The 21505-nt window shown below is 38.4% G+C and carries 19 protein-coding genes and 1 tRNA gene; 17 read left to right on the forward strand and 3 right to left on the reverse strand.

Annotated elements, in window-relative coordinates; all coding sequences use genetic code 11:
- Window positions 1–39: 39 nt before the first annotated feature.
- From VJ786_RS11285 to VJ786_RS11325, 9 genes are all read left to right on the forward strand, one after another.
- On the forward strand, window positions 40–1503 hold the full coding sequence (locus VJ786_RS11285; protein ID WP_336557742.1) for a RagB/SusD family nutrient uptake outer membrane protein: 1464 nt from the start codon (window positions 40–42) through the stop codon (window positions 1501–1503).
- Window positions 1504–1531: 28 nt separating this feature from the next.
- Window positions 1532–3427 carry a sialidase family protein gene (locus VJ786_RS11290; RefSeq protein ID WP_336557726.1) on the forward strand — a complete coding sequence of 632 codons (1896 nt, stop codon included), beginning with the start codon at window positions 1532–1534 and terminating at the stop codon, window positions 3425–3427.
- Window positions 3417–4670 (forward strand): sialidase family protein, encoded by a 1254-nt coding sequence (locus tag VJ786_RS11295; RefSeq protein ID WP_336557727.1) that lies wholly within the window; start codon window positions 3417–3419, stop codon window positions 4668–4670. Before VJ786_RS11290 ends, VJ786_RS11295 begins: the two co-directional genes overlap by 11 nt.
- A gap of 120 nt (window positions 4671–4790) precedes the next feature.
- Entirely contained in the window at window positions 4791–5483 is a 693-nt protein-coding gene (locus VJ786_RS11300; protein ID WP_134776027.1) for a FadR/GntR family transcriptional regulator, read from the forward strand.
- 102 nt (window positions 5484–5585) lie between these two features.
- Window positions 5586–7229, forward strand: coding sequence for an exo-alpha-sialidase (locus VJ786_RS11305; RefSeq protein ID WP_336557728.1), 1644 nt, complete (start codon window positions 5586–5588; stop codon window positions 7227–7229).
- A 12-nt stretch (window positions 7230–7241) separates the two neighbouring features.
- Window positions 7242–8153, forward strand: coding sequence for a dihydrodipicolinate synthase family protein (locus VJ786_RS11310; RefSeq protein WP_099365728.1), 912 nt, complete (start codon window positions 7242–7244; stop codon window positions 8151–8153).
- Between the two features lie 8 nt (window positions 8154–8161).
- Entirely contained in the window at window positions 8162–9229 is a 1068-nt protein-coding gene (locus VJ786_RS11315) for a Kelch repeat-containing protein (RefSeq protein WP_336557729.1), read from the forward strand.
- Between the two features lie 2 nt (window positions 9230–9231).
- Window positions 9232–10491: an MFS transporter gene (locus VJ786_RS11320; protein ID WP_336557730.1), complete on the forward strand. Its 1260-nt coding sequence runs from the start codon at window positions 9232–9234 to the stop codon at window positions 10489–10491.
- A gap of 9 nt (window positions 10492–10500) precedes the next feature.
- Window positions 10501–11904: a sialate O-acetylesterase gene (locus tag VJ786_RS11325; RefSeq protein WP_336557731.1), complete on the forward strand. Its 1404-nt coding sequence runs from the start codon at window positions 10501–10503 to the stop codon at window positions 11902–11904.
- Between the two features lie 67 nt (window positions 11905–11971).
- Here the strand turns inward: VJ786_RS11325 and VJ786_RS11330 are convergent.
- Window positions 11972–12043 (reverse strand) — tRNA-Arg (locus VJ786_RS11330).
- A 106-nt stretch (window positions 12044–12149) separates the two neighbouring features.
- Between VJ786_RS11330 and VJ786_RS11335 the strand changes: the two genes are divergently transcribed.
- The 8 genes from VJ786_RS11335 (at window position 12150) to VJ786_RS11370 (ending at window position 19533) form a co-directional block, all read left to right on the forward strand.
- On the forward strand, window positions 12150–12872 hold the full coding sequence (locus VJ786_RS11335; RefSeq protein WP_336557732.1) for a 2OG-Fe(II) oxygenase: 723 nt from the start codon (window positions 12150–12152) through the stop codon (window positions 12870–12872).
- Between the two features lie 24 nt (window positions 12873–12896).
- Window positions 12897–13127, forward strand: coding sequence for an Ada metal-binding domain-containing protein (locus VJ786_RS11340; RefSeq protein WP_134776024.1), 231 nt, complete (start codon window positions 12897–12899; stop codon window positions 13125–13127).
- A 403-nt stretch (window positions 13128–13530) separates the two neighbouring features.
- Window positions 13531–14163 (forward strand): peroxiredoxin, encoded by a 633-nt coding sequence (locus VJ786_RS11345; RefSeq protein ID WP_134776023.1) that lies wholly within the window; start codon window positions 13531–13533, stop codon window positions 14161–14163.
- Window positions 14164–14236: 73 nt separating this feature from the next.
- Complete coding sequence (locus tag VJ786_RS11350) at window positions 14237–14551, forward strand: thioredoxin family protein (protein ID WP_099365724.1); 315 nt, start codon at window positions 14237–14239, stop codon at window positions 14549–14551.
- A complete protein-coding gene (locus VJ786_RS11355; RefSeq protein ID WP_099365723.1) occupies window positions 14532–14789 on the forward strand; it encodes a DUF6952 family protein in 258 nt (85 codons plus the stop codon). The genes VJ786_RS11350 and VJ786_RS11355 overlap by 20 nt, the downstream gene beginning before the upstream one ends.
- Window positions 14790–15081: 292 nt before the next feature.
- Window positions 15082–17523: a PIG-L family deacetylase gene (locus tag VJ786_RS11360; protein WP_336557733.1), complete on the forward strand. Its 2442-nt coding sequence runs from the start codon at window positions 15082–15084 to the stop codon at window positions 17521–17523.
- Between the two features lie 12 nt (window positions 17524–17535).
- Window positions 17536–17733, forward strand: a complete 198-nt coding sequence (locus VJ786_RS11365; protein ID WP_336557734.1) for a hypothetical protein — start codon at window positions 17536–17538, stop codon at window positions 17731–17733.
- A gap of 105 nt (window positions 17734–17838) precedes the next feature.
- Complete coding sequence (locus VJ786_RS11370) at window positions 17839–19533, forward strand: sodium:solute symporter family protein (protein ID WP_336557735.1); 1695 nt, start codon at window positions 17839–17841, stop codon at window positions 19531–19533.
- Here the strand turns inward: VJ786_RS11370 and VJ786_RS11375 are convergent.
- Both VJ786_RS11375 and VJ786_RS11380 read right to left on the reverse strand, forming a co-directional pair.
- Window positions 19530–20450, reverse strand: coding sequence for an N-acetylmuramoyl-L-alanine amidase (locus VJ786_RS11375; RefSeq protein ID WP_134776020.1), 921 nt, complete (start codon window positions 20448–20450; stop codon window positions 19530–19532). The genes VJ786_RS11370 and VJ786_RS11375 overlap by 4 nt on opposite strands.
- A gap of 5 nt (window positions 20451–20455) precedes the next feature.
- Window positions 20456–21505 carry a DUF3078 domain-containing protein gene (locus VJ786_RS11380; RefSeq protein ID WP_245153249.1) on the reverse strand — a complete coding sequence of 350 codons (1050 nt, stop codon included), beginning with the start codon at window positions 21503–21505 and terminating at the stop codon, window positions 20456–20458.

Below are 21505 nucleotides of genomic sequence, written 5' to 3' on the forward strand. Positions count from 1 at the left end.
TTATACACCCTAATCCCTAGTCTATTTTTTATAACGCTTATGGCATCTTGTTCTTCCTTTTTCGACGTGGAACCCTATAATTCAGTTGTGGAAGATAATTTTTATAAAAGCCAAAAAGACCTCAATGCATCAGCGTTGGGAATGTATGCTCCATTAACTCGAGATGTCCACAAATTTCTTTTGTGGGGAGATGCTCGAGCAGATATGGTTACTACAGGTCAAACTGAACCAATGCCTTATATAAATGAGTTTGTTATCAATAATGTTAGTATTGAAAATCCCTTTGCTGATTACAATAATATTTACGAAACCATAGCACGATGCAATAGGCAGATGGAAAAGGTTTATGATGTAACTAATAAAGATGATAAGCTATTGCCTAAAAGTGCAAATGCATATTATGCAGAAGCTGTTTTACTTCGTGCAATATGTTATTATTATTTGGTGCGTACATTTGAAAACTTTCCAATTATTCGATCTGATTATGCAGAAGAGGTTTCATATATAGATGAAAAGGGAAATACCATTAATCGCAAAACATCTGAAATAACCTCAACTGAACTTCGTGGTTTATTAAAATTCCCAAAAGATAAACAAGAGGTTTGGAGAATGATTTATAATGATGTTTTAAGTGTTCTCGGGATGTTGCCTTTAAACTTTATGTGGAACAATGAAACGCTTCCTTCTGAGGAAAGGTATGGCCGAGTTTCCCAACCTACTGCAGCAACTTTTGCAGCAGAAATTGCCATTTGGCTTGGTGAATATCAAACCGCCTCAGCTTTTTGTAATTCTCCGATAGTAAACAATCAACATTCTTTAGGTACAGCAGGAGCATGGCCAAATCAATTTACGGCTAGTTTTGCAGCTCAGCACAGCATGTTTCTTTTGGGATTTAGATTCGACAACAGCTTTGAAACCAATAGGTTACAAGAATTTACTTCAAACTTAGCACAAGAAGGAGGTAAGTATTTTTTAAAACCATCATCCCACGTAATAAACACCATATTTTCCCATGAAAGTTCGGATGTTCGGACAAATTTTAGTTATAAAGTTTTTGACCAAGACACAATTATTTGGAAATATATCGGATTAGATAATGTTTCTTCAAGGAGACCCGCCTATAAAAGCAATGCTAGCTGGCAGATTTTCCGTTCTGCTGACGCATGGCTACTTAAAGCTATTGCTGATTTACATCTAAATGATTATGCCTCGGCCTTCAATTTTATCAATATGATTCGTGAATCTCGTGGGTTGGTAAAATATTTACCAACAGATATAGATTATACAAATAAAGAATTGATGTTAGAAATTATTTTCACAGAACGTGCAAGGGAATTTGCATTTGAGGGTAAACGTTGGTATGACCTTATGTTATGGTCACAGTTAATTGGGAAAAATATTTTAGCAGAAAAGGTAGCTTCTAAATATAATGGAGAAAATAGAAATTCTGTGTACCAAAAACTTCTAGATCAAAAGAGCTGGTATTTACCTGTTAGTAAATAATTGAAATCTAATTCCAAATTGATTAGAAATGAAAAAAATAATTAAATATTTATTAGGCTGTAGCATTTGTTTAATAATTTTCAACTCCTGTTATAAAGAGCAACACTGGGATTTTCCTGGCCCTTATGAAGAAGAAAAAATTACTCCTGACTCCCTCCCGTTTCCATTTGATGAAAATAGAATGGCGGGCATTTGGTTAATGAAAGACGGTAAACCCGATCTACAAAAAATTTTGTTTAAAGGTTTTACGGACTATTATGCTGGTGGAGACACCATTTCATGGGTGCAAGAACAGAATGGCATGCGTTTAATCCAACATAGAAATCCTTATCCTATTACTAATGCGGATCATGTGGGTGGAAGAGAGAATAGTTATCGCAATAATTATGCTGTATCCAAATATTTTGTTCCTGTAGGAAAAGGAAAAAACTTCTATATGTACTTTAAAGCAACCATTGGAACATTTAATGGTACCGCAGCTGGTATTGTACTTGGAAATAGCTGGGAGAACGGAAGAGAGTTTATTTTCGGTTTTGATGGATTTTCAAACATTGCGCCTCAGTTTTTCCTTGATTTTTATGAACGAACTTTTTCAGTAAATCCAGAAGCAGGATGGCCAACTGTTAACGAGGTTATAACACCTGGCGTTCCTGCTGAATTTGAAACCGCAATAGTAGATAATTTATTCTATATAAAAATAAATGGTGTACTGTGTTTCAAAATGCAATTGCCTGAACAAAAACTGTTTTTTTATACGCCCAGTATTCGGCCATGGAGAAACTTTTTAACTATTCATGATTTTTATATTGAATCTCAAGAAGCATTTACAGTCAATTATGCTTTTTACAATAAAGAGTTCAATTATAATTTTATCCAACGTCCAGCTTTAACAACAGATAATAATGGCGATTTGTTGTTATTTGCTGAAGGGAGGGGAAGTTATGAAAATGCCTATCAACGAGTCGCTCAAACTTCTAGACCTATAGCTAATACCGATATTATCTTACGTCGATCTTCTGATGGAGGAAAATCCTGGTCCAAAGAAATTGATGTAATTGCTGGAGAAAATTCTAATGATACTTATGCTTATCCACAAATATTAAAAAACAACACTGGAACACTCTTTTTATATTATAGCAAGATTGACTATATACAAAATGGCACCTCTTTTATACTTGAGCCAGGCCAACAAAAAATTTATCAACGCATTTCTAACGATAATGGAAATTCTTGGTCAGGAGAACAAGACATCACCAATCAAATAAAGACCCAATCAGTGGATGTCCAATTAGGTTCTGGTCATGGAATAGTTTTAAAAAGCACCAATAATAAAGGCCGATTAATATTACCAATGAATGTTGGATCCAATAGAGTACAAGTAGCCATATCAGATAATAATGGCTTAGAGTGGAAATTAGGTGGCGAAATCCTAGGAAGCAATCTAAGAAATCCATCAATAGTGGAGTTGGCCGACGGTAAATTGATGATGTTACTATCGCACAGTAATGTTACCCCAAGAAATAAAATGGTTTCTTATAGTTCCGACGGAGGTACCACATGGACGACCGCAACATCTTTTTCAAATGGAATCAATACAGGAGATTTTGGTCATACTTTTCCTTCTGTCCTTGTCCAAAATGATGCTGGAAAACTATTTTATGTTTCCCCACTAGGACGGGGAACGGATGTTCGTTCGTATGGAATGAGTCCTGTATATGCCAATTCCCCAACACTTTTCACAAGAGATCAACAAAATCAATCATTTATAAACCAAGGCCCTTTGTTTGATAAGATGGCTTATAATACTTACCTAGTTCCAGTAGGAAATCTAGATGCAGTACTTTTACCATCAGGCAAAATCTTGATTGCTACCGAGGGAGGAATAAATACACCATTTGAAGGAATTATTACTTATGAAAAATAACCTGTTTTTAATAATCAATGCCCTTTTCGTCGTTACATTATTATCTTGTACAGATAAAGATACTGGATTAACTTCTGTTTTAAAATTTGAGAAAACACCTTTTATTCCTGATGAAGAGGATAATAAAATAATTAAAGAGAATGTGAGAATATTTGAACAAGGAAAGGATGGTTATCATTCTTATCGCATTCCAAGTATAGTCACAGCTCCCAATGGTGATTTAATTGCACTTGCTGAAGGAAGAAAAATGAGCAGTTTAGATTATGGTGATATTGATTTAGTGGCAAAAACGTCTTCTGACAAAGGAAAAACTTGGTCCGCGTTAAGAATATTAGTACATGAAGGGGAGGGCACTTGGGGAAATCCTACCATTGTTACAGATTTTGAAAAAAATAAAATTTGGATTTTTCTCTCTTGGAATTCTGATAAACATAGTCAACATGGAGGTACTTTTAATGGAAAATACTACCCAGAAGTTTCTCAATGGGGCGACAGAAGGGTTTATTCTATGTTTAGTGATGATAATGGGACAACATGGTCAAATCCTGTCGATAGAACAGAAGATTTAGTTCCAAAAGATTTTGTGTGGGATGCTGTTGGCCCAGGTTCTGGAATTCAAATTGAAAATGGTCACACAAAGGGTAGATTAATTATACCAGCTGGTGAAAGAAATATTTATAGCGATGACCATGGAGTGACTTGGAAATATCAAAGGATACCTAAAAATACTTTTGAAGGTAGTATTGTTGAACTTAGTAGTGGCTTGTTATTAAGAAATGATCGTGCTGTAACAAATATTTGGAATAAAGGAAAAACAAGATATACCTCAAGGGGCTCTATTGAAGGTGGATTTTCAAATTTTATATCTGACCCAAATTTGATTGATCCAAGATGTCAAGGCTCTATTCTCCGTCAATCTTTTTATCCGAATTTGATGGTGTTTTTGAATTCTGCAAATAATGAAGGTGACAGTATGAAAGATCGATGTAATATGACTATTCGTTTAAGTAATGATGACGGTAAATCATGGTTTGCTTCTAAACAGTTGACTTACCATCAAATTTCACAAGAAAGTTTATGCAGGTTAGGTTATGGTGGTTATTCCAGCATGACTAAAATAAATGATGTAGAAATCGGAATATTAGTCGAACAAGTTGATAATCCATCTGCAGGAACTGCTATTAACAGAAGACATTCAATAGATTATCATCACATAAACTTAAATTGGATTAAGTCCTTATAAATGTGACAGATGCTAGTCACAACTTCTTGGGTTTTCTTAACATTTTTTTTATATTACTAACTTTTAATCATAACTTTTATGTTATTTTGTAGAACATAAAAGTAATTTAATACCATTTACATGCCAACAAAGGATTTGATGAATGACCTAAAACCCATTGAGGTCAATACACGGGCGGATTTAGTTGAAATTCAATTGCGCGAATATTTAGATAAAAAGGGACTGAAAACAGGGGATGTTTTACCAACTGAAATGGATTTATCTGAGGCATTAGGAGTTAGTAGAAATGTATTAAGGGAAGGATTGAGCAGATTAAGAATGTTAGGATTAATCGAGTCTAAAAAGAAAAGAGGAATGGTTTTAACTAGCCCAGATATTTTAGGTTCATTTGAACGGGTACTTAACCCACAATTCATGGATACATCAACTTTAAAAAACCTCTTTGAACTCCGTTTGGTTTTAGAGTCTGGATTGGCAGATTTATTATTTCTTAGGAAGACTGATAAGGATATAAAAGAATTAGAAGGTATAATCAAAAAAGAAAAATCAGGGGATAATGATGTATTTCGAGTGAATAGTGAAATAGCTTTCCATGGAAAACTCTATGAAATCACAGGAAATGACACCTTAAAAAGGTTCCAGATTATGCTCTTACCTGTCTTCGATTACGTTTTAAAGAACGAGAATAGAAGCATTAAATCAAATGTTACCCATGCAGATTTGGTTAATATTTTGAAAACAGGCAGTAAGGAAGATTTTGTTTTAGCAATGCGAGAACACCTAAGACCTCATTATGAATATTTAAATAAATAAAAAAAATATAGGATATCCTATGGATGTCTTATATTTTTTTATTATTTTTATTTGTAGTACATAAGTACTAAATAACTAATCAAAAAAACCTAAGCTTAAAGGATGATAAGACTAAATACATTAAAAATCAGCTTAATATTATTTTTTCTAAATAACATTGCCATAGCACAAAATTTACGTGTTGACATAAAAACTTACCAGTTGCCAATCTTGGCAGACCAATCCATTAATGTCATAAAAAGATATGTTATTCACAGCGACATTGCTTTATACAATCAAAAAATCGAATTGCCAATCACCATTGATAAATTCAATAACCAAATTGTAAAACAAATTGAGTTATGGCAATCAAATACCGACACTACTTTATTAAAAGATGGAAACAAAGAAAAATTTGAGAAACTTCAATCACAAGTGTTCCAAAAAGCAAAAACTAACTTAATGGCAGTCACAAATATTAAAAAGGGCGCAAACTATTTTTGGTTGAGTGTACAGGTACCTCCTGTGAAAAATCTGCTTACGCCCCTTGATATATCCTATGATGCATTAAAGTTAAACGGTAAAAAAATAAAATTTCAAGATCTAAAATCAAGTTCTCATAGATATGCTGTTGCAGTTCGAAGACACAAACAAGATAGAGTACATACCAGTCGGATTCCTGGAATTATTACTGCAAAAGATGGTTCTTTAGTTTCTGTTTATGATGCAAGATACGAATCAGGAAGGGACTTACAAGGCCATATGGATATTGGTGTATCAAGAAGTCTAGATGGTGGGCATTCATGGTTACCCTTTGAAGTAGCTATAGATATGGGTGAATTTGGAGGCTTGGGGCAAAAATGGAATGGCGTATCTGATCCAAATATTATTATAAACGAAAACAATGGAGAAATTTTCGTTGCCGGATTATGGATGCACGGCGTAATTGATGAAACCGGAACTTGGTACCCTGGAATAAAAGATGGAAAAGAAATTTGGAATCATCAATGGAAAACCAAGGGTTCTCAGCCTGGATTCGGCATAAAGGAAACTTCTCAATTTCTTATGGTTAGGAGTCAAGATAACGGTAAAACCTGGTCAAAACCTATTAATCTAACAGAAATGTGCAAAAAAGAGGATTGGTGGCTATGGGCTCCTGCCCCCGGACATGGCCTTACCATGAAAAATGGCACCTTAGTAATGCCTACCCAAGGTAGAGACAATTCTGGAAAAGCATTTTCAAATATTACTTATAGTAAAGATGGAGGGAAAACCTGGTTAACTTCTAATCCGGCTTTGCCAAGATCCACAACAGAATGTATGGCAGTTGAACTTGATGATGGACGAATCATGTTAAATATGCGATCAAACCTAAATAGCACAGAAAAGGGAGAAAAAAACGGAAGAGCTGTTGCTACAACAAACGACATGGGAAAAACTTGGATTGAACATCCTACATCTCACCATGCATTAATTGAACCAACCTGTATGGCAAGTATCCATAAACATCATTATTCTGAATCTGGAAATGAAAAAACTCTTCTTGTTTTCTGTAATCCAAACTCAAAATATGAAAGGGTTAATATTTCATTGAAAATCAGCAAAGACAACGGCAATACATGGATTTCAAAAACATTACTGGATGAAGGAAAAGGAAGGGGATATTCATGTATTACTTCTATTGACAAGAACACAATTGGAATTTTATACGAAAGTAGTCAGGCCGACCTTGTTTTCCAACAAGTTTCTCTTAAAGAATTATTGTAAAAATTATAGAAAATGAATAAAATAAATGGACTGATTGCAGCAACCTTTGCTGCCTTTAAAGCAGACGGCTCTATTGATTTAGAGAGTATTCCAAGCTATGTTGATATGTTAATCAACCAAAAGGTCGTGGGTGTATTCATTTGTGGAACAAATGGAGAAGGTCCAAGTTTGAGCACTGAAGAACGAATGCAAATAACTGAACGGTATCTAGAATGTGTCGCTGGTAGAATATTAGTTTTAGTCCATGTTGGCCATAGTTCAATTGAAGAAGCTAGAAAATTGGCCACGCATGCGGAATTAAATGGTGCAGATTATATTTCTTCCGTTTCTGCGTTTTACTTTAAACCTAGCTCGGCTCAAAATCTAGTGGACTGCATGGCCAATATTGCTTCTGCTGCTCCTAAAACTCCATTCTTTTACTATCATATCCCAGCAGTTACTGGCATTCAATTAGATCTAATTGAATTCCTAACTCTTGCAGAGGCACAAATACCTACCCTTGCTGGAATCAAATATACAGCTTCCACTATTCACGAATATCAAGCATGCTTGAATTATAAAAATAGAAAATATGACATCTTGTTCGGCTATGATGAATTGTTATTGCCCGCTTTAGCTGTTGGAGCAAAAGGAGCTATTGGAAGCACTTATAACTATGCTGCTAAATTATACAATAAGGTTGTTCAACTCTTTCATGAAGGTAAACACGAAGAAGCAGAAAAACTTCATTTTAAAGCTGTTGAAATGATTCGCTTATTGGTTAAATATGGTCCAATTCCCACCCAAAGAGCTATTATGGAAAAAACAGGCGTATTTTTAGGAAATTCACGACTACCATTAGCTAATCTTTCCCAAGAAAATATTTCAAATCTTTACAAAGAACTTGAATATTCAGAATTTTTAGATATTGTAGCCTCTTGTTAAAAAATGCTATGCTGTTTAATGCACTTAAAATCTTGATTCTTATGTTGATTCCAACCGCTGTTTTAGGACAGGAAACAAAATTAAAATGGGAATGGGTTTACCTAAAGCCAATTCCTGATGCAATTGGCTATGCAGGGGTATATGTCGGCGTTGTAAATGATTTTTTGATTGTTGCTGGTGGAGCAAATTTCCCAGATGGAAAAGCTCCATGGGAAGGAGGTGAAAAAGTTTGGACAGATAAATTGTTCGTGTTAAAAGAAAAAGCGGGCAATTGGTCAGAATCAACTAAACTTCCCCGAGTCATGGGATATGGCGCTACGGTTTCTTATAATAATAAAATGTACATCGCTGGAGGAAGTGATGAAAACCAGCATTTGGATTCTGTATATGAAATATTTTGGGATAAAACTAAAAATTCAATAGCCTATCAATCCATAGCTAAATTACCCAGCCCTATTGCAAATTGTGCTTCTGTAAGAATTAACAATTTTTGGTATATCCTTGGAGGTTTAAAGTCACCAAATTCTAAAGAAGCTGAAAATAACTGTTGGAGGTTAGATCTTCAAAACCCTCATAATGGATGGGAAATCTGTACCAAATTGCCAGCAGAAGGTAGGATGCTTGCAGTAGCTGCAAATTTCAATGGAAAGTTATTAATCATGTCCGGTGTTTCCTTAATAAATGGCGTTCGAAATTACTTAAAAGATGTATATGAACTTAATGATGATGGAGAGTGGATTCAAAAAACTAATCTTCCAACATCTTTTGCCGCGGCAGCTGGACCTGCATTTTATGATGCCTTTAGCAAAAATCTATTTGTAATTGGTGGAGATGATGGACGCTTGGCAAAAACTACTCCAAATCATGATCATCCAGGGTTTTCGAATAGAATTTTCATATATGATGGAAAAGAGTGGAATAATAAATCAATAGTAAAGATGGAAACTTTAGATAAAGTCTGGGTTCCAGTTACGACTGGCACTACCTATTGGCGAGGAAGCCTTATTATTCCGACAGGAGAGATTCGACCTGGAATCAGAAGTCCAAAAGTTTTGGTTGGTCATATAACAAAATAATCATGATAAATACAGCTTCTAAAGGATACAGCTGGTTATTGGTAGGCCTACTTTGGGTGGTGGCATTTTTAAATTATTTTGATAGGATTCTAATCACTTCTATGCGGGATCCAATCGTGTCAGATTTTAATTTGAATGATTCTCAATTCGGACTATTAACTTCAGTTTTTCTATGGTCATATGGAATCGTAAGTCCCTTCGGCGGCTTCCTAGCTGACAAATATTCTCGGAAAAAAGTCATCGTTTTATCTGTTTTAATTTGGTCAGCAGTTACTTTATGGACTGGCTATACTAATTCTTTTGAGGAAATTTTAATTACACGCCTGCTCATGGGTATAAGTGAGGCCTGTTACATACCTGCAGCATTAGCTTTAATCACCGATTATCATTCTGGAAAAACACGCTCCTTAGCTACAGGTTTACATATGTGTGGGTTATATACTGGACTAGCTCTGGGGGGCTTGGGCGGATTTATTGCGGAATATTGGGGATGGCGATATGGTTTCCATGTATTTGGTTTATTTGGAATCGTTTATTCTTTTGTTTTAATATATTTTATTCGTGACAAAAAGGAAGTAAATCAAAACACAATCAATCCAAGTGAATTAAATTTTCAATTAGAAAAAGATGAAATTTCCGAAAAGTATTCGGTGAAAGAGATTTTAATATCCTTATTCAAACTTCCTTCATTTTACCTAATCCTATTTTATTTTGCTGTATTAGGAATGGCCAACTGGTTTGTCGCAGGATGGCTCCCTACGTTTCTTAAAGAACAGTTTCATTTAGATCTGGGAACTGCAGGAATTTCCGCAACAGGGTATATGCAAGTTGGTTCTTTTGTAGGAGTAATATTGGGTGGCATTGTAGCAGATCGCTGGGCACAAAAAAATCCGAAAGGAAGAGTGAATGTAATGATTATTGGCTTTTGTATAGGGGCACCGTTTCTTTTCATTATGGCATCTACTCAAATGTTTGCTGTGGCCATAGTTGCGATGTTGATATACGGCCTTGCCAGAGGTTTTAACGATGCTAATTTAATGCCATTACTTAGACAAGTGGTTAATGAACGATATATTGCAACAGCTTATGGTTTCCTGAATTTCTTGAGCACGATTGTGGGGGGCGTCATGGTGTACTTAGGAGGTGCTTTAAAAGATGCGAATATTAGCCTTTCCATTATATATCAAATAATTGCTGTTATTCTGTTATTGGTTTCATTATCATTAACTTGGGTTCAGATAAAAAAGACTAATTCACCTTAAACAAAATTCATGAATAAGACTATTTTTTTTACGCTTATATTTTTTATAGGGATTTATAAAGTTCAGGCACAGAAATTACGTCTTCCATCTTTTTTTTCAAATAACATGGTTTTACAGCAGCAGGAAAATGTTAATTTTTGGGGTTGGGCAAGAGCTGGGCAAGAGGTAAAAATTTTAGCCTCTTGGTCAAAAGATACTATAAAAACTATAACTTCTGGAGATGCTGAATGGAAAACATCTATTTTAACCCCTAAAGCGGGGGGGCCATATAAAATCTTGTTTCAATCTCAAGATCAAGAAATAACCTTAGAAAATGTTATGGTTGGTGAGGTATGGCTGTGCTCTGGTCAGTCTAACATGCAATGGTCAGCCCTTAATAATGTTAAAGAAATGAAAGAAGCATTACCTAGCATTTCTAATAAAAATATCCGCTTTTTACAAATAAGTAATATTGCTGCACAAAACCCACAAAATGATATATATGATAAATGGACAGAATGCGATCCAAAAAGTGCAGAAGCTTTCTCAGCAATAGGTTATTTCTTTGCTGAAAACTTAAATAAAAATTTAGATATTCCAATAGGGATAATAAATGCAAGCTGGGGAGGATCGGCGGCAGAATATTGGGTTCCTAAAGAAGATATATTAAATGATCCTGAGTTATTTAAAAATTCAAAATTGCAAAAAATTGCACCAAGAAAACCATACCAACCCGGTGTTCTATGGAATAGTATGATTCACCCTTTCGCGGGCTATAATATTGCAGGAGCTTTGTGGTATCAAGGAGAAGATAATACAACCTCTTATTGGGGTTATGATCATTTAATGCAAACCTTAATAAGTTCCTGGAGAAAGGCTTGGAATAAAGAATTCCCATTCTATTTTGTTCAAATTGCACCACATTCTTATAAATACGAAAAACCAAATGCGGCATTACTCAGAGAGCAACAAGCCAAAACAGCAATGAGCATTTCAAAAACAGGTATGGTCGTAACTACTGATTTGGTAGATAATATAAAAGATATTCACCCACAAAAGAAAAGAGCTGTAGCCTTACGACTTGCCGATTTAGCATTCGTAAATGATTACGGTATCCGAAAAAAGGATTATCAATCACCCATTTATAAAGACTATATCGTTGAAGATGATAAAATAAGAATTCGATTTTATCACGCTGAAGGAAAGCTGCAAGTAAAAGATAAAGAAATAATTGGGTTATATATTGCAGGAAACGATCATGTCTTTAAACCAGCTAATTTTAAAATTGAAAACAATGAATTACTGGTTTTTTCAAAAGATGTACCTTTACCTATTGCTGTAAGGTTTGGGTTCAGTAATACTTCAATGCCAAATTTATTTTCTTCAACTGGTTTACCTGTTTCTCCATTTCGAACAGATAATTGGGACTTTTGATAGATGTTTATCAATAATAAACTTTATAAAAAAAATGAAAAGAGCATCAAATGATGCTCTTTTTCTGTAGCCTCGAGCAGAATCGAACTGCTATCAAATGTTTAGGAAACATCTATTCTATCCGTTGAACTACGAGGCCGCGCTGCAAATCTAATATTTTACCACCAAAAAACTTAGCAACATCTGGATTTTTTCTTTGTCCTCAATTTTGGAAATTTATAGTAACGTATAGCCCCACTACCAAAATGATGAAAAACCCCAACATACCAGAAAAAATCACACAACTTGATTGGAACTCCATCAAAGAATCCATGAATCAACAGGGCTTTGCCCTTATCCCAAGCCTTCTCAATTCCCAAAACTGCGAAGAGCTCATCCAAAATTACGATAACCCATCCCTATACAGAAAGACCGTCAACATGGCAAGATATCGCTTCGGATTGGGTGAGTACAAATACTTCAACTATCCCCTACCAAACACTATCCAAGAAGTAAGAACAGCCATTTACCCGCATTTGGCTGTCATTGCCAACCTTTGGTTTCAGGTCTTGAAAATAAATAGGCAATACCCCAACAGCCATTCCGAATTTCTAAAAGAATGCCATGATAATGAACAATTAAAAGCAACACCATTAATCCTAAAATATGGAAAAGGAGGATTTAATACCCTGCACCAAGATCTTTATGGTGATGTTTATTTCCCGATCCAGATGGTACTCTTTTTGAATGAGGCAGATGAGGATTATACGGGAGGAGAATTTGTGCTCACCCAACAAATTCCAAGAGCACAGTCCAAAGCGACAGTCCTACGTCCAAAAAAAGGAGATGCATTATTGTTTACCACGAATTTTAGGCCAGAGAAAGGTACTAAGGGTTATTATCGGATTAATATGAAGCATGGGGTCAGTGAGGTGAAATCTGGGGAAAGATATACTCTGGGAATTATTTTTCATGATGCGTTGAGTTGATTTAGTTTATAAAGATTTATAAAGATGATTGAGCATGTCAATATAAGTCCGCAAGAACTGCATGGGATGATCCGTAGAAAGGAAATCCTGTTCGGTGGGAATAGAAAATTAAAGATCTATGGAAAATTAGGCTGCGGTTCTGGGAAGAGAATGAAACGAGAGAATAGGGTGTTTTTTAAGGATGAAGAGGAAGCTTTGGAGGCCGGTTATAGACCTTGTGGAAATTGCATGAGGCGAGGAGTTTCTTCGCTCTGAAACCATAGTGAAAGCAAGGTGAAAGTATGCAAAATGTATGTAATGGTTAGTTTAGCATGCTTTTTTCTTGGTTTAAGTATGTTTTAAGCACGATTTCAACTTGAAAACATGCTTTTTACATACTGAAATGTACGTTTTTATTTTTAGCAATTACGGTTGGATAGTAGATTGCTTCGTTCCTCGCAATGACACAGCGGGCATAGACAAACCGAGCAATGAACAGTGGTTTGGAAGATTGCTTCGTTCCTCGCAATGACGCAGAGATAATTGGATAATAATATAAATCACATCTATAAATAATCCCCATCACATATAGACAAAAATGATACTCAATAAACAATATCAATACTTTTCAGGCTTAAAAAACCTTACCTTTGTACCAAGAAAAAGAAAAGAAAATATTATGAGTTTTACAGGTAAAAATTTCCCGAACATTACAGTAGATGCGATCGATTATTTAGGCGACAACTTCACGTTGAACTTATTCGAAAAAGCTCAGCAAGAAAACAAAAAGATCTTGTTATTCTGGTATCCAAAAGACTTTACTTTTGTATGTCCTACAGAATTACATGCTTTCCAAGAAGCAGTTGCTGAATTCGAAAAAAGGAACACCATCGTTATCGGTGCATCATGTGACTCGGCAGAAGTACACTTTGCTTGGTTAAACACAGCAAAAGATAACGGCGGTATCGAAGGTGTGGAATACCCTATCATTGCAGATACCAACCGTAACCTTTCCAGTGTATTGGGAATTTTAGAAATGAAAGAAGTTGAGCACCCAGAGTACGGTACTTTGGTGGAAGGATCAGCTGTATCTTACCGCGCAACTTACTTGATCGACGAAACTGGTAAAGTATTCCATGAGTCGGTAAACGATATGCCTCTAGGCCGTAACGTTAAAGAATACATCCGTTTGGTAGACGCTTACACCCATGTTCAAAAACACGGTGAAGTTTGTCCGGCAAACTGGGAAGAAGGTAAAGACGCTATGAACGCTACACGCGAAGGCGTTGCTTCTTACTTAGCACAAAACTAAGACCCCCCTTTAAAAAAGAGGAGGCCAAAACCTCCTCTTTCTTTTTATAAATACATCTATAAATCAATCTATCATGTTACAAGAATTAAGCGCAGACAATCTACAAGAAGTAGTCAACAGCAATGATGTTGTGATGGTACAATTTTCAGCTTCTTGGTGTGGCAATTGCCGTATCATGAAACCAAAATTCAAGAAACTTTCTACAGAGAACGAAAATGTAGAATTCGTTATCGTGGATGCAGAAAAGTTTCCAGAGTCAAGAAAATTAGCGAACGTAAATAACCTGCCTACATTTGCCGCTTTCAAAAACGGTAAATTGGTAAACCAGGTTCAAACAAATAAAATCGAAGGATTAACAGAATTATTAAATGAAGTTACCAGTAATTAAACACCTCGTTGAGTTCATCAAAGAAAATGATGCCGATTTCGTATTGGAAACCATTGAAACATTGGAATCCCTGACCGAAGTTTCGCAACTGAAAGATGAAGAACTTGACGTCATCGGTGAATTGATTTCAAATATGTACGGTGCCATCGAGGTAAACAAACTTATCCAAGATGGAACACCACAAAAAGATGCCCTGAACACCTTTATGAAGCGTGTTTTAGGCTCCATCGACAAATAAATCAGAAATTTACCTGCCCTTCTTGCAGTAAATTATATTTTCTTTTCCACAAAAACCTGTGTATAACTCGGTTTTTGTGGAAAAGTTTTTTTTATCATGCCCCCATATTCCATTCTATTTATCTTACTTTTATATTCATTAAAGGTTAGACCAAATTAGCGCATCATCCTGCCAATTGAACCCATGATTGGATCACGGGGTTTAACGTCAAAAGATTTTTAATTGTTGGTAAAAGGAATCAAATTAATTTGATTCCTTTTATTTTTAAGGCAAACTTCCTTATTTTTAGGCTATGATCCTACGAATCCTTAGTCTACTTATATTCCTAGTCCTTCAAATCCCAACCCTTCAGGCTCAGCAAGCCCTATCTTCTGCGCAGATCAAACTGCAGATCGATAAATTGAACAGTCTCGGTTCGGTGCTGTATTTTGCGGCCCATCCGGATGATGAAAACACCAGATTGATCGCTTGGCTGGCCAACGAAAAGAAGTTCAAAACCGCCTACCTTTCCCTTACCCGTGGTGATGGCGGACAGAATCTATTGGGTACCGAGCAGGGAATCGACCTGGGATTGATCAGAACACAGGAACTACTTGCTGCCCGCAGCATCGATAAAGGGGAACAATATTTTACTTCTGCCTACGATTTCGGTTTCAGTAAGACTCATGAGGAAACCTTTTCCTTTTGGAAAAAGGAAGAAACCCTGCGCGAAGCGGTGTACCTCATCCGCCAATTGCAACCGGATGTGATCATTAACCGCTTTCCGCCCGACAGCCGTGGCGGACATGGCCATCACCAGGCTTCAGCCATGTTTGCCCATGAAGCTTTCCTCGCAGCTGCTGACCCCAAACGATTTCCAGAACAACTGAAAACCCTAAAACCTTGGCAGGCCAAACGCCTCGTTTGGAACACCGCCAATTTTGGGGGCATGAACAACACTTCCGAAGATCAATTAAAAGTCAATATAGGCGCCTACAATCCCCTTATCGGATATTCCTATGGCGAAATATCAGCGCTCAGCAGATCCCAGCATAAAAGCCAGGGATTTGGCGCAGCCACCCAACGTGGAGATGTTATCGAATATTTTGATCATGTAGCGGGTGATAAAGCGCAAAGCGACCTGTTCGAGGGAATAAAAACCGATTGGAGCCGATTAAATGAACCAGAGCTTACCCAACCGATCGAACAGGAAATTAAAAGCCTGCAAAACAGCTTCGACCCGAACCATCCCGGCAAGAGTATCCCAGCCTTGGCAAAGCTTCACCAGGATATCCAAAAACTGAAAAACTCCTTTTGGAAATCCCAAAAAATAAAAGAAGTGGAAGGCCTGCTGCTGGCTTGTGCCGGTATGTATGTGGAAGCCACCAGCAACAAACCAGGTGCTGTCATTGCTGAGGCAGTACCATTTAGTCTGGATATCATTTCCAGATCGGAAGAGGCCAACGCCAGTTTGAAAAGCATCAATGGAAAACCGGCAAACAAGCTACTTACCTACAATAAACCGGTAACCGTAGATGGTCAAATAACCGCCGGCCAAAGCTCCCAACCCTATTGGTTGATAAAACCTCATTCCCTAGGGAAATTTGAGGTGGAGGAACGTAATTTTGGAAAACCGGAGAACTTGGACCCCATTAGTGTGGAGCTTGTGTTCCAGGTGGCGGGTGTCGATATACCGGTTAAGAAACCGATCAAATACAGGTATGTAGATCCAGTAGATGGCGAGATCCTTCAGCCCATCAGCATCAGTCCGAAGTTTACCGCAGCATTTACCAGCAATAACCTCCTGATCCAGGAAAACGAAGAGAAAACCATTGGAATCACGGTGATGAACCATGGTCCAAAAACCGAAAAGGGCAACCTGACCTTTACCCAGAGCAATGGGCTAGAGATCCACCCGAATAAGATAGCGGTGGAAATTCCGGCAGGACAAAGCTGGTCTGGACAGATCAGCATCAAAAACCCTAAAAATACCGCCAATAGCACGGTAAATCTGCAGTTCAATGGCGAAACATTGAGCGGCTATAAAAACATTAACTACCCCCACATCCCAAGCATCACTTGGTTTCCGGCATTGACCCTTCAGGTTAAGAAACTGGATCTGGTCAATCCGATCAAAAAAGTAGCGTTTATTGCCGGTGCAGGCGACCTTATCCCTTCCTCCCTGGAGAATATCGGGATTCAGGTGGATCAATTAACGGAGCAGCTTATTACGTCTTCCAGCCTTAAAAACTACGATGCCGTTGTGGTTGGCGTACGGGTGTATAACGTTAGCAAGCATATCCAACGTTGGATGCCGGAGCTGTTGAAATATGTGGAAGAAGGTGGTGTAGCCTTGGTGCAGTACAATGTCAATTCCAAAATGGGAATAACGCAGCTTGGACCTTACCCCTTCCAGATCAACCGAAGCCGGGTAACAGAAGAAGATGCCAAGGTGGTCTTCAACGATAAAAACGACCCGGTGCTAAATTATCCCAACAAAATTACAATCGCTGATTTTGATGGCTGGGTACAGGAAAGAGGCTTATACTTTGCGGATCAAATTGATGCGAAATACCGTACTCCGCTCACTTTTTCCGACAAGAACGAAAGCCCCAACAAGGGGTCCTTGTTGATCGCCAATTATGGAAAAGGGAAATTTGTATATACTTCTTTGGCATTTTTCAGACAATTGCCCGCTGGAGTGCCCGGAGCTACTAGATTATTTGTAAATTTGTTGACTAAAGAAGAAAAATAATAGAATAATATAATGGAAAATCAAATCGACAACTCAAAAGAAATTAATGTAAAAGGAATTATCTTGTTAACCGCTCTAATCTTAGGTGGTTTAACAGCATGGATTGCTACAGGTACCTTTTTAGGTGTGATCGGTGGAACGGTTGCGGCATTGGTTTTTGCCATCATCTTCATTACTGCCTTGTTGCCGAATAAACCGCATGACAGATAATGGACTTCCTCCATTTGTACGTAGCTGGAGGCAATTCTATTGGTTAATTGTGCTCTGGTTAATCGTATGCATTGTATTGATGTATTTCTTTACTAGATACTTCGGATGAGTAGTATCGATTGGATAGTACTCATCCTTACCTTGCTCTTGATCGTCGCCTATGGGATCTATAAGAGCAAAAACGTCAAAAGCATTGACGGCTATATCCTTAGTGACCGCTCCTTACCCTGGTATACCGTAGGGTTATCGGTCATGGCAACACAAGCCAGCGCCATCACCTTTCTTTCCGCTCCTGGCCTAGCCTATACATCGGGCATGAGCTTCGTGCAGTTCTATTTCGGACTTCCACTGGCCATGATCGTCCTCTGTGTCACGTTCATCCCCATTTTTCATAAACTGAAGGTCTATACGGCCTACGAATTCCTCGAGAAGCGGTTCGATGTGAAAACAAGGGTGCTAACGGCTTTTTTGTTCCTGATACAACGGGGGATCTCTACCGGAATTACCATCTTCGCGCCTTCCATCATCCTATCCAGTGTACTACACGTCGACCTCACCCTGACGACCTTAGGGATTGGAGCACTTGTCATCATCTATACGGTTTATGGTGGAACCAAGGCAGTATCCTATACCCAATTGCTGCAGATGGGGATTATATTCGCCGGCCTGTTATTGGCGGGTGTTCTGGTAGTGCATCTATTGCCCCAGAACATTGGTTTTAAAGAAGCCTTGCATATTGCGGGTAAATCCGGAAAGGCTAATGCCATAGATTTTAAATTTGACCTCGACAACCAATATACCGTTTGGACGGGATTGATCGGTGGATTCTTCCTGCAGCTTTCCTATTTCGGAACGGATCAAAGCCAGGTCGGCCGCTACCTCACCGGTGCTTCCGTAAAGGAAAGCAGGATGGGATTGTTGATGAACGGGCTTTTGAAAGTGCCCATGCAATTCTGTATTCTATTGATCGGGATATTGGTATTTGCCTATTATCAGTACCATACACCGCCCCTTTTCTTCAACGAGAAGGAAACCCTGAAATTGGAGCAGAGCCAATATGCCGGGGAATATCGGCAGATCATACAGGAGCACCAGCAGCTCAGCCAAGAAAAAACCTTGGTCGTCAACCAATTGACAGATGCTTTATCGAGCGATAACCAGGATATTATTGCCTCCAGCCGAGATAAACTATCTGCATTCGGCGAAAAAGAAAAAGAACTGAAGGCGGATGTCGTATCCCTTATCAAGAAAAACGACGAGAATGCAGACACGAACGACAACAACTATATCTTCCTTAAGTTCGTGATCGATGTGTTCCCTAAAGGCTTAATTGGGCTATTGATTGCGATTATATTCCTGGCTTCCATGGGAGCCACCGCAAGTGCGATCAATTCCCTTTCCTCCACCACGGTCATTGATATCTATAAACGCTTTGTCCGCAAGGATGGAGATGATGCCCTTTACCTGCGCGCATCCCGCATCAGCACCCTATGTTGGGGTATTTTCACGGTGATTATCGCCCTATACGCCAATAGGCTGGGAAATTTGCTGGAAGCTGTGAACATCCTGGGCTCCCTTTTCTACGGCACTATCCTAGGGATCTTCCTAGTAGCTTTCTATGTTAAACAGATTGGGGGTAAAGCGGTATTCTGGTCGGCGGTTATTACCGAGGCCATCATCATCGGGATCTGGAAGCTAGATATCGTTGCTTTTCTCTGGCTCAACCTGATCGGCTGTGCCTTGGTCATCATCATCGGTTTACTTCTACAATCTGCTTTCCCAAGAAAAGAAATCGCTTAATAGTATTTTCGATAGAGGTCGTAGAGGACCATCTTATCGTATTCCGTGAGGACAAGTGTCCGATCATTCTTGATATATTTCTGCTTGAATACCCGAATGACCGATTCTGGCCTGGTCATATCATAGCCCATCAGCTTGAGTGCATCCATAGGATTAAAATTGGCCGGAGCAGGCATTAAGGCATTCGGATTGTACCAGATGCCGAATCCACGTTGGGCCAATCTTTCCCAAGGGAAGAAAGCACTTGGATCATCCTTTCTGCCCGGTGCAAAATCACTGTGTCCGATAAAGTTCTTTTGAGGAATGGTATATTTCGTCTTTAAGGTATCTAATAAAACCATGAGCGACTTGATCTGGGCTTCTGGAAAGGGTTCATTCCCATTGTTGTCCAGCTCGATACCGATGGATACGGAGTTCATATCGGTAATATTCCCCCAGGATCCACGACCGGCATGCCAGCCTCGCAGGTAATCGTTCAGCATCTGAACCACACGACCGTCCCTACCGATCACGTAATGGCTGCTCACCTTGCTATGTGGCACCTGAAAAGTACGTATGGTCTGTGCCATACTGGTTTGGGAGGTATGGTGGATCATGACAAAATGCGGCTTCCGCACATCGTAATGCATGGCTGCTGCAAAATCCGTTTGTTTATTGATCCCCGCACGGAACATATTCCAGGCAATCTCTTCTGGGGTCAATGGTGCAACCACTTGAACCATTTGGCGCTGTGAATCTACCTTTGTTTCTTCCAACAAGGTATCCACGTTCACCACGGTACTCTCAACTATCTTGGAGGGGGTAATGACAGAAGTTGTTGGTTGCTGTAAAACCTTTGTCTTTTTTGCGGTTGAACAACCGATCAAAAAGATCACCCCACACACCGCAACAACCAATCGTCCTGTATTTTTTAGCATCTATCTTATTTAGGTAAATTTAATAGGATTCCCAAGGCCAACGATTCACTCCACTGCACTTTGCCGATCATATTGTTATCATAGATCATGGTACCGCCTAAGGAAACATTGATCAAGGAGGTAATCCTTGAGCTGAAGGTCATATCCAAACGATGTGATGGATCATTCAGGTCCAGGTAATCTGCAAAAAGGTTATAACGTGCTTTCAGATTAATGTTCTTGGCGATGTTCTTATCCAAATTTGCTGTTAGCTGGAATGCCAGTTCATTTTTAAAGTTCTTATCTTCTTCTACACCATAACGAGGACCCGTTCCTTTATCAGGATTGGATGGGTTTAGGTATTCGCCATATCGGTCGTAGTAGCCCTGTCCTGAACGTGGTCTGATACGCTGATCCAAGATCAAGGTCTGACGGGCTGTACCTGTACCAAAACGTAGGGAGAATTCCTTGTTTGGCTTATACTCCAAACCGACAGACTCCGTGAAATAACCCGGCGACATGAAAGAGGATTTAACACTTGTAATGGTGTCCTTGCCTGTTTCTTTATCTCTACCGTAGTTATAAGCGTTGTCAAACTGCGTTTCCACCGTGATCGAGGTATAGATCGCCCAGCTCTTCGATAATTTGTAGGAAAGCTTATTATCCCAGAACAACCTATCATTGTTCGGTCTTGGCATCTGGTCTTCGTTTTTCAGCTTACCGTATTTCATGTCCACCTCGGTGGTAAAGTTGAAGTTGTTTCTATTGAATTCTGATTTGTGCCAGAATAGACCCATTAATGCCCAGGAGTTCAATCCCCCTAATTGCCAGGATTCGCTGAACTGTGCCTGGTTGAAGTTCAATCCCAGTTTGGTCCAGTGTTTCCAATAGTTTACTTTCAGGTCTAACTTAGGAATGGGAACATTGATATTCTTAATATTCAGGGCTTTTTGTTTTTCTTGTTCGCTGATGCTAGAATCTGGTTTTACACGCAGCTCCTTTAGATCTTGAGCATGCATCTGGGTAACCCCTAAAACAAAAATGAAAACAGGTAATAGGTAAAATTTTATTCTCAT

This window comes from Sphingobacterium tenebrionis, from assembly GCF_037126265.1.
Lineage (GTDB): Bacteria > Bacteroidota > Bacteroidia > Sphingobacteriales > Sphingobacteriaceae > Sphingobacterium > Sphingobacterium tenebrionis.

Bases quoted from the DNA above. Each gene is read 5' to 3' on its own strand.
- VJ786_RS11285 (WP_336557742.1), top strand. From the start codon at position 40: ATGGCATCTTGTTCTTCCTTTTTCGACGTGGAACCCTATAATTCAGTT.
- VJ786_RS11350 (WP_099365724.1), top strand. From the start codon at position 14,237: ATGTTACAAGAATTAAGCGCAGACAATCTACAAGAAGTAGTCAACAGC.
- VJ786_RS11375 (WP_134776020.1), bottom strand. From the start codon at position 20,450: ATGCTAAAAAATACAGGACGATTGGTTGTTGCGGTGTGTGGGGTGATC.
- VJ786_RS11300 (WP_134776027.1), top strand. From the start codon at position 4,791: ATGCCAACAAAGGATTTGATGAATGACCTAAAACCCATTGAGGTCAAT.
- VJ786_RS11295 (WP_336557727.1), top strand. From the start codon at position 3,417: ATGAAAAATAACCTGTTTTTAATAATCAATGCCCTTTTCGTCGTTACA.
- VJ786_RS11305 (WP_336557728.1), top strand. From the start codon at position 5,586: ATGATAAGACTAAATACATTAAAAATCAGCTTAATATTATTTTTTCTA.
- VJ786_RS11370 (WP_336557735.1), top strand. From the start codon at position 17,839: ATGAGTAGTATCGATTGGATAGTACTCATCCTTACCTTGCTCTTGATC.
- VJ786_RS11365 (WP_336557734.1), top strand. From the start codon at position 17,536: ATGGAAAATCAAATCGACAACTCAAAAGAAATTAATGTAAAAGGAATT.
- VJ786_RS11345 (WP_134776023.1), top strand. From the start codon at position 13,531: ATGAGTTTTACAGGTAAAAATTTCCCGAACATTACAGTAGATGCGATC.
- VJ786_RS11340 (WP_134776024.1), top strand. From the start codon at position 12,897: ATGATTGAGCATGTCAATATAAGTCCGCAAGAACTGCATGGGATGATC.
- VJ786_RS11320 (WP_336557730.1), top strand. From the start codon at position 9,232: ATGATAAATACAGCTTCTAAAGGATACAGCTGGTTATTGGTAGGCCTA.
- VJ786_RS11380 (WP_245153249.1), bottom strand. From the start codon at position 21,505: ATGAGAATAAAATTTTACCTATTACCTGTTTTCATTTTTGTTTTAGGG.
- VJ786_RS11360 (WP_336557733.1), top strand. From the start codon at position 15,082: ATGATCCTACGAATCCTTAGTCTACTTATATTCCTAGTCCTTCAAATC.
- VJ786_RS11290 (WP_336557726.1), top strand. From the start codon at position 1,532: ATGAAAAAAATAATTAAATATTTATTAGGCTGTAGCATTTGTTTAATA.
- VJ786_RS11315 (WP_336557729.1), top strand. From the start codon at position 8,162: ATGCTGTTTAATGCACTTAAAATCTTGATTCTTATGTTGATTCCAACC.
- VJ786_RS11310 (WP_099365728.1), top strand. From the start codon at position 7,242: ATGAATAAAATAAATGGACTGATTGCAGCAACCTTTGCTGCCTTTAAA.
- VJ786_RS11355 (WP_099365723.1), top strand. From the start codon at position 14,532: ATGAAGTTACCAGTAATTAAACACCTCGTTGAGTTCATCAAAGAAAAT.
- VJ786_RS11335 (WP_336557732.1), top strand. From the start codon at position 12,150: ATGATGAAAAACCCCAACATACCAGAAAAAATCACACAACTTGATTGG.
- VJ786_RS11325 (WP_336557731.1), top strand. From the start codon at position 10,501: ATGAATAAGACTATTTTTTTTACGCTTATATTTTTTATAGGGATTTAT.